This is a genomic window from Tannerella serpentiformis (genome assembly GCF_003033925.1).
Classification (GTDB): Bacteria; Bacteroidota; Bacteroidia; order Bacteroidales; family Tannerellaceae; genus Tannerella; species Tannerella serpentiformis.
On the sequence record NZ_CP028365.1, the window covers coordinates 600,072 to 613,785 of the forward strand.

The 13,714-nt window shown below is 53.7% G+C and carries 11 protein-coding genes and 1 pseudogene; 11 read left to right on the top strand and 1 reads right to left on the bottom strand.

What is annotated here, in order from left to right; all coding sequences use genetic code 11:
• Position 1 precedes the first annotated feature (1 nt).
• From nqrC to C7123_RS02455, 9 genes and pseudogenes are all read left to right on the top strand, one after another.
• A complete protein-coding gene (gene nqrC, locus C7123_RS02415; RefSeq protein WP_083206934.1) occupies positions 2-697 on the top strand; it encodes an NADH:ubiquinone reductase (Na(+)-transporting) subunit C in 696 nt (231 codons plus the stop codon).
• Between the two features lie 6 nt (positions 698-703).
• Positions 704-1,330, top strand: a complete 627-nt coding sequence (locus C7123_RS02420; RefSeq protein ID WP_037985945.1) for an NADH:ubiquinone reductase (Na(+)-transporting) subunit D — start codon at positions 704-706, stop codon at positions 1,328-1,330.
• Positions 1,331-1,369: 39 nt separating this feature from the next.
• Entirely contained in the window at positions 1,370-1,987 is a 618-nt protein-coding gene (gene nqrE, locus C7123_RS02425; protein WP_037983216.1) for an NADH:ubiquinone reductase (Na(+)-transporting) subunit E, read from the top strand.
• A gap of 32 nt (positions 1,988-2,019) precedes the next feature.
• Positions 2,020-3,306: an NADH:ubiquinone reductase (Na(+)-transporting) subunit F gene (gene nqrF, locus C7123_RS02430; RefSeq protein WP_037983215.1), complete on the top strand. Its 1,287-nt coding sequence runs from the start codon at positions 2,020-2,022 to the stop codon at positions 3,304-3,306.
• A 796-nt stretch (positions 3,307-4,102) separates the two neighbouring features.
• Positions 4,103-4,984 (top strand): glucose-1-phosphate thymidylyltransferase RfbA, encoded by an 882-nt coding sequence (gene rfbA / locus C7123_RS02435; protein ID WP_069175675.1) that lies wholly within the window; start codon positions 4,103-4,105, stop codon positions 4,982-4,984.
• 498 nt (positions 4,985-5,482) lie between these two features.
• The gene (locus tag C7123_RS02440) at positions 5,483-6,358 is read left to right on the top strand and encodes an OmpA family protein (protein WP_237269265.1); all 876 of its coding nucleotides are present in this window, start codon (positions 5,483-5,485) and stop codon (positions 6,356-6,358) included.
• 274 nt (positions 6,359-6,632) lie between these two features.
• Positions 6,633-9,185: a S9 family peptidase gene (locus C7123_RS02445; protein WP_244905558.1), complete on the top strand. Its 2,553-nt coding sequence runs from the start codon at positions 6,633-6,635 to the stop codon at positions 9,183-9,185.
• A 766-nt stretch (positions 9,186-9,951) separates the two neighbouring features.
• Positions 9,952-11,181, top strand: a complete 1,230-nt coding sequence (locus C7123_RS02450) for a site-specific integrase (protein ID WP_069175677.1) — start codon at positions 9,952-9,954, stop codon at positions 11,179-11,181.
• A 12-nt stretch (positions 11,182-11,193) separates the two neighbouring features.
• Positions 11,194-11,673 (top strand): annotated as a pseudogene (locus tag C7123_RS02455) (Arm DNA-binding domain-containing protein); the annotation flags it as partial.
• 522 nt (positions 11,674-12,195) lie between these two features.
• Here the strand turns inward: C7123_RS02455 and C7123_RS02460 are convergent.
• A complete protein-coding gene (locus tag C7123_RS02460) occupies positions 12,196-12,792 on the bottom strand; it encodes a hypothetical protein (protein WP_107490569.1) in 597 nt (198 codons plus the stop codon).
• 113 nt (positions 12,793-12,905) lie between these two features.
• On the opposite strand from C7123_RS02460, the gene C7123_RS02465 reads away from it, so the two are divergent.
• The gene (locus tag C7123_RS02465) at positions 12,906-13,094 is read left to right on the top strand and encodes a hypothetical protein (RefSeq protein ID WP_107490687.1); all 189 of its coding nucleotides are present in this window, start codon (positions 12,906-12,908) and stop codon (positions 13,092-13,094) included.
• Between the two features lie 13 nt (positions 13,095-13,107).
• Complete coding sequence (locus C7123_RS02470) at positions 13,108-13,707, top strand: BRO-N domain-containing protein (RefSeq protein WP_107490570.1); 600 nt, start codon at positions 13,108-13,110, stop codon at positions 13,705-13,707.
• The last annotated feature ends 7 nt before the right edge of the window (positions 13,708-13,714 follow it).

Genomic DNA, 13,714 nt, shown 5'->3' on the forward strand with positions numbered 1-13,714 from the left:
TATGGCAACTAAGTTGAATACAAACGGAAACGGATACACCGTGATTTATGCCACGGTGATGGTCGTCGTCGTGGCCCTGCTCTTGGCCTTCACCTCGCAGGCGCTCAGCTCGGCCCAGAAGGCGAACCAGGACAACGACAAGCGACAGCAGATCCTCCGCGCGGTGAACGTCAGCGTGCCCGCCAGTGAGGCTGAAGCGAAATACAAGGAACTGATCAAGGAGGCCTTCCTGGTCGATGCCGACGGCAATCGCGTAGACGGCGACGCCTTCAGCGACGACGTCAAGAAGCAGTTTGCCCGCGGCGTCTTCCCCGTCTTTGTCGCCACGGTAGACGGACAGACGAAGTACATTCTGGCCATGCGTGGCACCGGCCTCTGGGGTCCGCTGTGGGGCTATATGTCGGTCAACGACGACTGCAACACGGTCTTCGGCGCCGACTTTAGCCACGAGAGCGAAACGCCCGGTCTGGGTGCCGAGATCGTACAAAAAGCCTTCTCCGGACAGTTCGCCGGCAAAGAGCTCTTCAAGGACGGCGCCTTCAAATCGATCGCCGTCGTGAAGCATGGCAACAAAGCCGACGGCCAGGACTATGTGGACGGCATCTCTGGCGGCACCATCACCAGCAACGGCGTCAACGCCATGATCCAGACCAGCCTGGGGCACTACGCCGGATTCCTAACCAAGCAAAAACAATAAAGAGATATGGGTTTATCAGCAAAGAATAAAGAGATCCTGTTCAACCCCCTGAGCAAGGACAATCCGGTCATCGTGCAAATGCTGGGCATCTGCTCGGCCCTGGCCGTGACCGTCAAACTGCAGCCGGCGCTCGTCATGGCCATCTCCGTGACGGCCGTCGTGGCCTTCGCCAACGTCATCATTTCGCTGCTCCGCAAAACGATCCCCAACCGCATCCGCATCATCATCCAGTTGGTCGTTGTGGCCGCGTTGGTGACGATCGTCAACGAGATACTCAAGGCCTTCGCCTACGATGTCAGCAAGCAGCTCTCCGTCTACGTCGGGCTGATCATCACGAACTGTATCCTGATGGGGCGCCTCGAGGCCTTCGCCTTGGGCAACAAGCCCTGGGAGTCGTTCCTCGACGGTGTGGGCAATGGCGCCGGCTACGGCATTATCCTCGTCGTCGTAGCCTTCGTCCGCGAGCTCTTCGGATCGGGCACACTGCTCGGTTTCCGCATCATCCCGCAAGCTGTCTACGATGCAGGCTACGTCAACAACGGCCTGATGATCATGCCTCCGATGGCCCTCATCCTCTGCGCCGTCATCGTATGGATACACCGTGCACGCAACAAGGATTTGCAAGAGAAGTAACACACATGTCACTGACGAAAAAGAAAGGAGTAAACAATCATGGATAACCTATTAAGCACATTCATCCGGTCGATCTTCGTCGACAACATGATCTTCGCCTACTACTTAGGCATGTGTTCCTACCTCGCCGTGTCGAAGAACGTCAAGACCGCCCTCGGCCTCGGTCTGGCCGTCACCTTCGTCCAAGTCTGCACGCTACCGATCAACTACCTGCTCGAGAATTACGTCCTCAAAGAGGGCGCACTGGCCTGGCTCGGTGCGGGCTTCCAGGACGTCAACCTGAGCTTCCTGGCCTTCATCCTCTTCATCGCCGTGATCGCCTCGTTCGTGCAACTGGTCGAGATGGTAATCGAAAAGTTCGCCCCCGCGCTCTATTCATCGCTCGGCATCTTCCTGCCGCTCATCGCCGTGAACTGCGCCATCATGGGCGGCTCGCTCTTCATGCAGCAGAAAGCCTTCGACAACGTCGGCATCGCCACCGTCTACGGCCTCGGGTCGGGCATTGGCTGGATGCTGGCCATCGTCGGCATGGCCGCTATTCGCGAGAAGCTGGCCTATTCCGATGTCCCCAAACCGCTGCGTGGACTGGGCATCGCCTTCATCCTGACCGGCCTCATGGGTATGGCCTTCATGTGCTTCTCAGGGTTCAAAATTTGAGTGGTTTATAAACGTATAAGCAAGAATACAAGATGGTTTTATTGGAAATCTCAGGACTGACGATCGGAGCCAGCGTAGCGGTGTTTCTCATCATCGTGCTGCTGCTGGTCGTACTGCTGCTGGTTGCAAAAGCCAAGCTCATGCCGTCGGGCAACGTCAAGCTGACCGTCAACGGCGAAAAAGAAATCGAAACGCCCATCGGCGGCACCCTGCTCGGAGCCCTTCAGAGCGGCAACATCTTCCTCTCCTCCGCCTGCGGTGGCGGCGGTAAATGCGGCCAGTGCCGCGCGCAAGTCATCGAGGGAGGCGGCGACATTTTGCCCACCGAAAAGGTCTTCTTCAGCCGCAAACAGATGAAAGACCACTGGCGACTGGCCTGCCAAACGAAGGTCAGGAACGACATGACGGTGCAAGTGCCCGACGAAGTCTTCGGCGTCAAGGAGTACGAGTGCACCGTGGTCTCGAACAAGAACGTGGCCACCTTCATCAAGGAGTTCATCGTGGCCCTGCCCCCGGGCGAGCACATGGACTTCATCCCCGGCTCCTACGCCCAGATCAACATCCCCAAATTCTCGATGGATTACAACGTCGACATCGACAAAGACTCCATCGGCGCCGAGTACCTGCCCGCGTGGGAAAAGTTCGGCCTCTTCACCCTCAAATGTCGCAACGACGAGGAGACGATCCGCGCCTATTCCATGGCCAACTATCCGGCCGAGGGCGACCGCTTCATGCTGACCGTCCGCATCGCCACCCCGCCCTTCAAGCCGAAGCCCCAGGTGGGATTCATGGACGTCATGCCCGGCATCGCATCCTCTTACATCTTCACCCTCAAGCCTGGCGACAAGGTGAAAATGAGCGGCCCCTATGGCGACTTCCACCCGATCTTCAACTCCAAGAACGAGATGATCTGGATCGGCGGTGGCGCCGGTATGGCCCCCCTGCGCGCACAGATTATGCACATGACCAAGACGCTCCACACGCGCGATCGGAAGATGTCCTACTTCTACGGCGCCCGCGCCCTGAACGAAGTCTTCTACCTCGACGACTTCCTGGCCATAGAGAAGGAATACCCCAACTTCTCCTTCCACCTCGCCCTCGACCGACCCGATCCGGCCGCCGATGCTGCAGGCGTGAAGTACACCGCTGGATTCGTTCACAACGTCCTGCACGACACCTACCTCAAGGATCACGACGCACCCGAAGACATCGAGTACTACATGTGCGGCCCCGGCCCCATGTCGAAAGCCGTAGAGGGCATGCTCGACAGCCTCGGCGTACCGCCCGAGAACCTCATGTTTGACAACTTCGGAGGCTGAAACATCAGCCTGCTGTTTTTTTCTTCTGGATATGCGGGGGACCCGTCGGGTCTTCCGCATATTTTTTGCCTCGTCGCCCCCCTTGCCGGGGCTTTTTTGTGTCACAATCTGCCGTCGTACGCCCCACCAGCACTTCTACACCCGTCGCCTCTACAGATCCTACCATGATATATCTTATCGGCACAAAACATCACTTTCATAGCCTATAAAAGTTCTTATTCATACAAAACACAACTTTCATAGCCTATGAATCTCTCTCTGCATCTAAAAACCTACTGAAATAGCCTATAGGAATCATTCCCACTATCTATTCCTATCCTCATAGTCTATAAGCATTCCTATCCACATAAAAATCTACTTTCATTGCCTATAAAAGTTCTTATTCATATAGATAACAACTTTCATAGCTTATGAAGCTCTCTATTCATCCAAACTCCTATCCATATAGCCAATAAAAACAACTATCATTATCAAAGCAACTTATCATAGCCTATAATGCTTTCTATCTATAGAGAGAACTATTTCCGTAGGCTATAAAAGTTATATTTCATACGCGGAATAACTTTCATAGCTTATAAATCTTGTACTCCCTATCTACACAAACCATTTTTATAGACTACGGCGCCTCCTCTTGCATCGAAGCCCTGATGAGGCCGTCAACAGCAGGTCGGACGCCAGTCACCTGACAAGATTGGCATACTTTTGCGCCATATCCGCCGCTCCAACCCCCGAAAGCGGAACAAGCACGACGGATAAACAAACCCATCATAACAACCCCGTAAATACAACACTACAGATGAAAGGAATCGTACTGGCCGGAGGCTCCGGCACACGCCTCTACCCCATCACCAAGGGCATCTCCAAACAGATGATCCCCGTCTACGACAAACCCATGATTTATTACCCCATCTCGGTGCTCATGCTGTCCGGCATCCGCGAGATACTCGTCATCTCCACCCCCCAAGACCTACCCGCCTTCCGCCGTCTCCTGGGCGACGGATCGGATTGGGGCGTTCGCTTCGAATACGCCGAACAGCCTTCGCCCGACGGACTGGCACAAGCCTTCCTCATCGGAGCCGATTTCATTGGCAATGACGACGTCTGCCTCGTCCTGGGCGACAATATCTTCTACGGCCAGAGCTTCACCCGAATGTTAAAAAGCGCCGTTTTCAACGCAACTGACAAACAAAATGCAACCGTATTCGGTTATTACGTCAACGACCCCGAGCGGTACGGCGTAGCGACGTTCGACACTCAGGGCAACGTACTCACGATTGAAGAAAAACCCGAGCATCCCAAGTCGAACTACGCCGTGGTTGGCCTCTACTTCTATCCCAACGAAGTAGTCGAAGTGGCACGCCACGTCAAGCCATCGGCCCGCGGAGAGCTGGAGATCACGTCCGTCAATCAAGCCTTCTTGGACAAGCATCGCCTGAAAGTCGAACTCCTCGGACGCGGCTTTGCTTGGCTTGACACCGGCACACACGCCTCACTGGCCGAAGCCTCCACCTTCGTCGAAGTCATCGAGAAGCGTCAAGGCCTCAAAATTGCCTGTGTTGAAGAGATCGCCTATCGGCAAGGCTGGATCGACGCCGCCCAACTGGAGCGTAACGCCACTCCAATGGCCAAGAACCCCTACGGACAGTACCTATTGAATCTGCTGAAAGGGGAAAAGTAACGGCAGTTGGTGTGAAATCGAACGTGAAGTGTATATAGATGGGGCCTCCAGAGCAAAGCAAGCGCTTCCCTTGCTAGGGAAGAAAAAACATTTACCTTTGCCGCAAATAATTGAGAGATAACGAATGAGTTAAGTAAGAGATCACAAAACAGAAAGGAAAAGAAGATTGTTTAATAAGAAATTGAATAGATTATGAAGACTAAGGCATTACTTTTAGCCGTTTTATTCGGTTCTGCATTGGCGGTTTCAGCGCAAAACGCGCAGAGATATGAACCGCAAGTTGGCTTCAGCACGGAGAGAGGTTCTAAGACGAACTTCAAGAAAAACAAAGCGACGGACAACGTATTTATTTCGCTGGCCGGAGGTGCGAACGTCCTGTTTGGCGACTTGAATGGCAATGCTGAGTTGATGGACCGCATTGCACCGTCAGGTGCTATTTCTGTCGGAAAGTGGTACAACCCGTACTTGGCTTTCCGCTTGCAGGTAAACGGTGGTAAGATGAGAAACTACAGCTACGTAACGGACTACAAGAGCGATAACGCTCAGGAGTTCTGGTGGATCAATCCTCACCTAGACTTGATGTGGGATGTAACCAACTTCTTTGCTCCGTACAAAGAGTCTAAGGTGTTCCGTTTCATTCCGTTCGTGGGTCTTGGTTACGCACTGCGTCCGGGCTATACGGATGATAAGACGCACACCAGTTTCCCGAGAGCTGAATCGGCATCGCTCAACGGTGGTGCTCAGTTTATGTTCCGCCTTTCTAAGCGTGTAGACCTGTTCTTGGAAGGACAGTACACACTGCTGGGTGAGCACTGGAACTGGGATTCGCATCCACGGCCCCGTTACGATCGCGCTGTACAGGCTATGCTTGGTTTGAACTTCAACTTGGGTCGCAAGGAGTTCGAGGTGATCGAGCCGATGGACTACAACCTGTTGAACGACCTGAACGATCAGATCAACAGACTGCGTGAAGAGAATGCTGAGCTGGCTAAGCGTCCGGAGTTCTGCCCCGAATGCCCGAAGTGCCCCGAAGCCTCTGAGCAGAAGGAGAATCTCGAGAATGTCGTTTACTTCCGTCTGAATAGCGCGAAGATCGACAAGCATCAAGAGATCAGCATCTTCAACACGGCTGAGTACGCTAAGAAGTACAACTTGCCGATCAAGTTGGTAGGTTATGCTGACAAGAAGACGGGTAACCCGGACTACAACAAGGGTATCTCTGAAAGACGTGCAAGAGCCGTCGCTAAGCGCCTTATCGACAAGTATGGCGTTTCGTCTGACAACATCTCCATCGAATGGATGGGCGACACGGTTCAGCCGTACGCTGAGAATGCTTGGAACCGCGTGGTTATCATGAATACCGATAACAAATAAGCGATTCCCCTAACATTTAGAAAAAGCCGACGGAAGTTTCTTTCCGCCGGCTTTTTTTGTGTCTATCCTTTGATCTCGCCTTTGTATTTGTAGTTTTGGCCGCCCGACAAAAAACGTGTCGTGAAGCCGCATTGGAACACACTTCTGCTCGAACTACATACACTTCCCCGAGTGTGCCTCTGCGAACTCCTTACGACTGTTGAAGTGGGCCTCCCTCAACAGAAAGAATATCAGAGATCATAAAATAGAAGTATCAATCAACCGTAAAAACATGATGAAAAAGAACTTGATGATGCGAAAGATGCAAGTGGCGCTCCTGCTTGCGTCATATGTGACAGTCGGCTTCGCACAGGGCGAGACCTTGAAGAAGATCGTCGCCACTACACCGCTGGAAGTTCGGGCACCGCTAATGGTGGACCCGGCAAAAGATGCAAAGGATCCGTTCGGAGCAGACAAGCTCCTAAAACTCGGACTGACGATCCCCGAACAGACGGGATTCACTCAAAAGTATGACGCCGATGCTGACGGATTTTTCCAGGTTGGAAAGGTGGCACAAGGTGCGTCTGTGCAACTGTTCGCCTTTTATGTGAGGGGGGACCGATACGGGAACGTGAAAGTGACCGTAACAACGCCCGACTTGGCCGAGCTGTTCGTGAATGGTAAATCGGTAGCGACCAAAACGACCTCGGAGGACGGACGAAAGGAGGCCAAAGAGCTGTCGACGACGTTAACGCCCTATCCGGAGACGGATCGCGTGGTAGTCAAACTGCTGCGACCGGCCGGTGCGAAGGCGGAACCGGTGATCAAGGTCGCCCTTGAACCAGACTCGACGGAAAAGGACATGAAGCTCTCCACCTGGGAGAGTGGCAAGCGACCCATCGAACTGAACGACGCCATCAAAGGCAAACGCGTCTATGACACCAAAGTATCGCCCAAGGGGAACTACGTCTTGATGACCTACACCTACAACCACGGCGAGACTTCCACTTACCCCAAAGAACTCTACTCTATCAAGACCGGCCGACGCGTCACCATCGCGCCCAACAACGACAAGCACGCCCTGGGATGGATGCCACGGAGCGAGCGCCTGTTCTACCTCTCCAAGGATGACGGCAACGTGGCCAACCTCATCACCATCGATCCGGAGACACTCGAGGAGAAAGTCATGGCTCGCAACGTGCCTTACGAATGGGTCACCTTCTCGCCCGACGAGAAAGCGCTCTTCTACAGTAAGGGCGATGAGCCGAAGAAGACCGAAGACGTCTACCGCATGCAGACCGTCACCGACCGTTCCGGAGGCGCCGTGCCCCTGACCTTCATCTACCGCTACGACCTCGGCACAGGCCTGACCACGCAGCTCACCTTTGGCGATCGCACCGCCACACTCAACGACATCGCCCATGACGGACAGTCGATCCTCTTCACCATCACCGACGAGACCATCACCGAGCAGCCCTTCACCGTCAACAGCCACTATCGCCTCGACCTCCGCACCATGCGCGTCGACACGCTCTGCGCACGCGAAGCGCACACCACCGAGGCGCTCTTCTCACCCGACGGACGCAAGGTGCTCTTCCTCGGCGATCCCGAGGCTTTCGGACGCATCGGCTTGAACGTCGGCCAAGGGCAGACGCCAAACAGTTTCGACGTCCAGGCTTACCTCATGGACGTGGCCACAAAGAAGGTGGAGCCGCTCACGCGAGACTTTAATCCGAGCATCTCCAAGGCCAAATGGAGCGGCGACGGACGCACGATCTACTTTGAAGTAGCTGACGAAGACCATGTCTACGTCTACGCCTACGACGTGGCCGCGAAGAAGTTCAACCGATTGCCCTCGGAGGAGGACGTGGTCAACGCCTTCGATGTCGCCAACCAAGCGCCCGTCATGGCCTACAGCGGTGAGGGACTCATGAACTCCACCCGCGCCTACGTCTACGATCTGAACACGAAAAAGACGACTCGCATCGCCGATCCCTACGCTGAGCACCTGGCCCAGCTGAAGCTGCAACCCGTCAAGGACTGGAACTTCACCAACTCCGACGGACAGGAAATCAAGGGCTTCTACTACCTGCCGCCCGACTTTGACCCGAACAAGAAGTACCCCATGATCGTCTTCTACTACGGCGGCACGCTGCCCAACGCCCGCTACTTCGGCGGCCGTTACCCGATGCACGTCTACGCCTCGCTCGGCTACGTCGTCTATGAGCTCCAGCCCAGCGGCGCCATCGGTTTCGGGCAGAAGTTCTCCGCCCTGCACGTCAACGCATGGGGCAAACGCTCCTCGGACGACATCATCGAGGGCACCCGCAAGTTCATCGCCGACCACCCCTTTGTCGACGGCAAGAAAGTAGGCTGCATCGGCGCCTCCTACGGTGGCTTCATGACCATGCACCTGCAAACGCGCACCGACCTCTTCGCTGCCGCTGTGGCCCACGCCGGCATCAGCTCCATCGCCGGATACTGGGGTGAGGGCCACTGGGGTTACTCCTACAGCACCGCCGCCAGCGCCGGCAGCTACCCCTGGAACAACAAGGCCCTCTACGTCGACCAGAGCCCCCTCTTCAACGCCGACAAGATCAACACCCCGATCCTGCTCATCAACGGCACCTCGGACACGAACGTCCCCCCCGGACAGAGCGTCCAGATGTACGTCGCCCTCAAGATCCTCGGCAAGCCCGTCGAGCTCGTTCAGGTCAAGGGCGAAGACCACTTCATCATGGATTACAACAAGCGTGTGAAGTGGACGCGCTCGATTCTGGCCTTTTTTGATCGCTGGCTGAAGGGCCAGCCGGCTTGGTGGAACAGCATGTATGACCCGAAGCCTTGACCACCTCCGCGGCCTCGCAACCCGAGCAGCAGCTGCATCCCGCGCTGCCACGCCCCGTAAAGAATCGGTATAACCTCCAGCCTACGACGCCAAACGCCGCTAGGCCAATCAGAATGACAATGATTTCCTGCCACATATCTATAAGTGTATAAGGGATTAACGGAGGCAAAACGCCCCCGCCGTATTGTCACAAAAATAGAGCCAGCCCTGTCGGATCACCTCCGGCGGGGCTGGCTCCGTTTTTGGGGGTCGTCTCCCCGGTGCCTCCGCCTGATCTATCCATCAAACACACTCTTAAGTCTTCCCTTCTAGCCTGTGCGTGATCAAATTTTGTTCATGCACCAACTCCTCCTTGCTCATTAGTCATCAAATTTCGTTCACGCACCAGCTCCCTCTTACTCATCTGTCATCAAAATTTGATCATGCGCCAGCTTATCCTCACTCATACGTGATCAAATTTCGTTCACGCGTGATCAACTATTCCCCTTAAAAGCAGAAGAGCTGATGTCGAAGCAAGTGGACTGATTGTTAGGTGGAAAGAAGGAGATATGCTTTGGGTTGCGTCGAGCGTAAAAGGCAGAAAAGTGCGGATCCGAGCAGAAGTTCAGTTACCAAACCGTTACCCGGTCCCTCTACAGGTAACTATGGTACAAAAGCAGGTAACTGAACCTTTCTCGCACACGATTCTTTTACATTGATATACAGCAATCTGCACAGGTAACGGGCGCTTTGAGCCGGGTAATTTTTCCCACAGTTTTCAAAGCGTATGAATGACAAGAAAATGAAGGTGTTGCTCTACCTCAAAAAGAGCACTCGTGACAGGTCAGGCAAGGCGCCGATCATGGGACGCATCACGCTGGGGCGTTCCATTGCACAGTTCAGTTGCAAGCTGTTCTGCAATCCCGATTTGTGGAACCCGCGCGAAAGTCGGATGGACGGGAAGAGTCGCGAAGCCGTTGAAGTCAATGCCAAATTGGACAACCTCCTTCTCGCCGTTCAGGCCTCCTATCAATCCTTGCTTGCCAAGGGCTTACCGTTTGACGCAACCGACATCAAGGAGGATTTCCAAGGCAGCGTGCAGAGTCGAACCATGCTATTGGAGCGGTTTGACGGCTTGATCGAGGAAATGAGGGATCACGTCGGTGTAGACATCAAGGAAAATTCTTTGGCCTCATATCGTCAGACAAGAGCGCGATTGCAGCAGTTCATCCAAGCGAAATACAAAGTCTCCGACTTGGCCTTTTCGCAGCTGACGGAGGACTTCATCAAACAATTCGAGCAGTATGTAATCGGAGAAGTTGGTCTGAAACAAAGCACCTGCTATAACATGATCGTCCTTATCAAGAAGGTCTGCAAACTGGCTTATCGCGAAGGAGCGGCAGACTCCTTGTTATTCGACAATGTGCACGTGGACAAGGGAGATAACCGGCTACCCAAAGCGCTCGATAAGGATGCGTTAGACAAGTTGAAAGCACTGCGTTTTGACGGTTTGGACGGGGATATGGAAACCTCCCGCGATGTGTTTCTTTTCGCCTGTTATACCGGTGCGGCCTATTGCGATCTGATGGCACTGAACCGTGAGCATCTTGTTCGCGACGATGAGGGCAATCTTTGGCTGAAGTTCAGCAGGCAGAAGACAGGCGTCCTCTGCCGCGTAAAGCTGTTGCCCGAAGCTCTTCGATTGTTGGAGCAGCTACACAGCGATGCCAGAGAAACACTGCTTCCTTATATGAACTATGCCACCTATTTATCTTGTCTGAAAGCGATCTCGCTAAGGGCCGGACTGTCTTTGCCGATCACCACGCACACGGCCCGACACACCTTCGCAACACTCGTCACCTTGGAACAGGGCGTGCCCATTGAGACCGTGAGCAAGATGCTTGGGCATAGCACGGTGCGCATGACCGAGCGATATGCGAAAGTCACTCCCCAAAAGCTATTTGAAGAGTTCGATCGCTTGATCGCCTTCACCGAAGATTTACACCTGACCATTTAACCACAAAGCACTATGAGAAGTACATTCAAGATCCTGTTTTACATCAACAGACAGAAGACGAAGACAGACGGCAAGACAGCCATCTTTTGCCGCGTCACCATCGATGGCAGAAGTGCGGTGATGACAACCGGCGAGGAATGTCTGCCGACCGAATGGAACAGTGGACAGGGAACAACCGGCGAAAAGAAAATCAATCAACGCCTCGCGACGTTCAGGGAGCTTGTGGAAAAGACTTACGTGGAAATGCTTACGAAGGACGGCGTGGTCAGTGCAGAACTGCTCAAGAATCGCTTGCAGGGCGTTGCCGCCGCACCGACCACCCTTTTGGCCATGAGCGAAGCGGAACTGCAATCTGTAAAAGCATGCGTGGGTAAGTCAAGATCTGAGGGCACCTATCGCAATCACACCTATTCGGACAAGATGCTTCGCGAGTGGATAGAAGACAAAGGGCGAAAGGACGTGCCCATTGACTCTGTTACAGATGGGATGTTTGTATGCCCCACAAATCATTAAGTACAACGGGGAAAACGGAAAACACTGATAGACAGGGATGTGAGAAAAAGGGGCGCCAAACATTCAGTACATTTTGCTTGGATTTCGGTTGGATTCGAGGGGATGGAATTGGGGGCCTACAACGGGCGGGTTGGATTGAGGCCACCCAAAGGGCCAAAAACGCGCGAAAAGGCGCATGAATACTGATGATCTGAGGGGATAAACAAAGGCGCTCAGAGGCCTTAAAAAGGGCCTAAAAAGGGGTGTTCGGACGTGGGTTCGGGCACCCCTCTTTTTTACCCCTCAAAATCGAATAATGACGCGATAATGACAATCCTGGCGCCGAATAATGACAAAATATTGACAACGAAGGGGGGTGAGTGCCCCCCGCTTACGGGTTAAGAATGTGTTAAGTTGTGGACTTTTTGAGGTGAGTTTTGCCCCCTATTACGGCGTAGGAGCGCGAGTTGCGACGGGTGGGACACAACAAAGGGGGCTTAAAACCAGCGTTTTAGGCCGTTTTCAGGGGGTAAAGAGGGCTTCTTGGGGCTGAGATTTTAACAGTTCGGCGGATTCTACGGGGTTTTCGGGGGGTAGAGGTGCGTGGGCAGGTTCGAGATATTGAGTATGAATATCGGGTTCCTCTTTTTTCAGGTGATCAATGCGCATCAGCTTGATCTGTCGTTCCTTATCCTCGATCTCTTTTTGCCTGGCCTCAATCTTCATTCGCTGGGCTTCGATCTCTCTTTGTTTGGCCTCGATCTCCCTCTGTTTGGCTTCGATGACGGCGCGCAAGTGCTCATTCTCAGCTTCTAAGCGGCCGACTTTGACGGATAGATCCTGTATTTTCTCGATAAAGCCGGGGAAGGCCGGTTCTGATGGTGGGGGAGCCACTTCCGGCGCCGATTGCTCGCGCAGCATAGACCCCTGACCCGTCAAAAGCCATCGGGGATTTACATCGGGATACTCAGCTAATAAATTAGCTAATGCATCAGAATTTACGGGCCTTTTCTTGTTCTCACCCGTGAAACCGCCATAAGTCAAACCGATTTTCTGACAGATTTCTCGATTTGTAATTCCCTTTCTCTTAGCTATTTGCAAGATTCTTTCCTTGATCATACTGGTTTTTGAGCTAAAATATTTTGCCAGACAGAAAATATATTAGTTGCTTTGCAGCGCCTTCCAAAAGGGAAGACGCGCTAAAAATAGGAATAAACGTAACGAACGAAGAAATGGGAAAGATTCTAAGAGACCCCGAAACAGTAAAGGAGTTGGCTAAGACCTTCGAGGTGAGTACGAGGAGCGTACGATCGGCCTTGGATGGCGTAACGCAGAGTGACCTGGCCAAGCGGATCCGGCAACGGGCGCTGGATATGGGTCTGAAAGAGAAAGGAAAGGAACGAGTAACTGTATTAAAATGAAGGAGTAAGAAGAATGGAAACGAGCATTTTACAATGGAAAGAAGGGGCATCCGTACGGATGCAGATGATTAAGGATGAGCCGTGGTTTGCGGCTAAAGATCTGTGCGAGGTACTGGGTATTAAAAACAGTAGAGATGCCGTCCAAGGATTGGACGACGATGAAAAGGGGGTAGCTAATACCGACACCCTTGGTGGAAAACAGGAGCTTACGTTCGTCAATGAGTCCGGTATGTATGCGCTGATCTTTCAAAGCAGGAAGCCGCAGGCGCGGGCGTTTCGGAAATGGGTGACGGGCGAGGTGCTGCCGAGCCTTCGGAAATATGGCTACTACGTGGATCCGGGAGCTCAGCTGACCGATGAGCAACGGGAAGAGCTGGAACGGGTAATGATGGGGCGGATGAGGCGCTACCTGTCGCGGCGGGACTACATACAGGTGGCGCGCTCGACGGGTTACCCGGTGTGGTTCGTGCAGCGGGTAGTGGCTGGCCAGGCCGGTGGGCATGCCGGGAGCGTGATGCTGGCTTTGCAGGAACGGGCGCTAAAGAACTGTCAGGAGTATGTCGATCCGCTGTCGGAGGCGCGGATGACGTCCGTCATCGAACAACTGAGCTGATGGCAAT